Below are 995 nucleotides of genomic sequence, written 5' to 3' on the forward strand. Positions count from 1 at the left end.
CCGCTTTGATGGTCTTCCCAGCGGCATCACCTGCACCGGGAATAATGGCTATCGCGGCGACCAGATAATCTAATGCACTCTCAGCCTCGACAAGACCTTTAATATCCCCGATAACCGGCACGAAGTCAGTACCAACGCTGATAATTTCTCCGGCTTGCTTACACGCCTCCGGTGACTGCTGACAAAAGGCCTTCTTTTTCTCCTCGTAAGCTTTGATTGTACCCAGTCTTTCTTTTTCTGCCGCAGAGAGAAGATGGGCCAGTGAATTATAGGCAATGACAATTTCCCCGGCATTGGCACCACTGTTAGCGCCTTTTGCGCTATGAGTCGCAATCGCACCGGCAACGCCGCCGATAATTTTACCGCCAGCCTGAATGCTCATTGGGTCGCTGAAAGTTTTATCCAGTGTTATCGCTGCCAGTTCTGCTGCTAAAGCACCAGCCGCTGCTCCTTTGGCATTGCCGCCACTTATCTCAGCGGCCAAAGCGGATACCGCAGCATGGCTGATCGCTTTACCCGGCATACCAAGAACCTGGCCGTTATTACCAATCAGATTGGCCCCTTCCGCATTAATCTGACTGCCAATATTGGACAGCAAAGCCGTGGTGAAATTGTCTTTAAAGCTACCGCCATTAATCGTTGTCCCCAGACTGGCGCCGATAATGGACTGGCCTGCGACCCGTTGAGCCACTTTGCTCCAGTCATGATTGCTCAGTTGGGGTAAGGTGGCTTTTGTCGGATCCAGCTTCCCGCCATTTACCGCGTTATCCCATCCCATCACTGTGTCAAAACCCGCCAGTGCGCCACCTACTGCCATGGATGTGAAGGTGGATTTAACGGTGTCGCTGCTGCCCATCGCCTTTAAGGTTTTGGATAAGTCGCCCTGATTATCCACCAGAGCGACCGCTGCCTGAGAGGTCAGCGCCGCCATGCCGGAAGCCGTCGCGCCGTAAGCCATTGAGCCCACGGTAGCGGCGGTGCTGACGGTCGCCCCC

1 protein-coding gene is annotated in these 995 nt (G+C 54.2%); it reads right to left on the reverse strand.

All coding sequences use genetic code 11. The annotated features are described in order from the left end of the window. Positions 1-995: DUF637 domain-containing protein (locus ABR397_RS22815; protein WP_350307702.1), on the reverse strand; the 995-nt coding region annotated here is incomplete at both ends.

This window comes from Photorhabdus viridis (assembly GCF_040256935.1).
Taxonomy (GTDB): Bacteria; Pseudomonadota; Gammaproteobacteria; order Enterobacterales; family Enterobacteriaceae; genus Photorhabdus; species Photorhabdus viridis.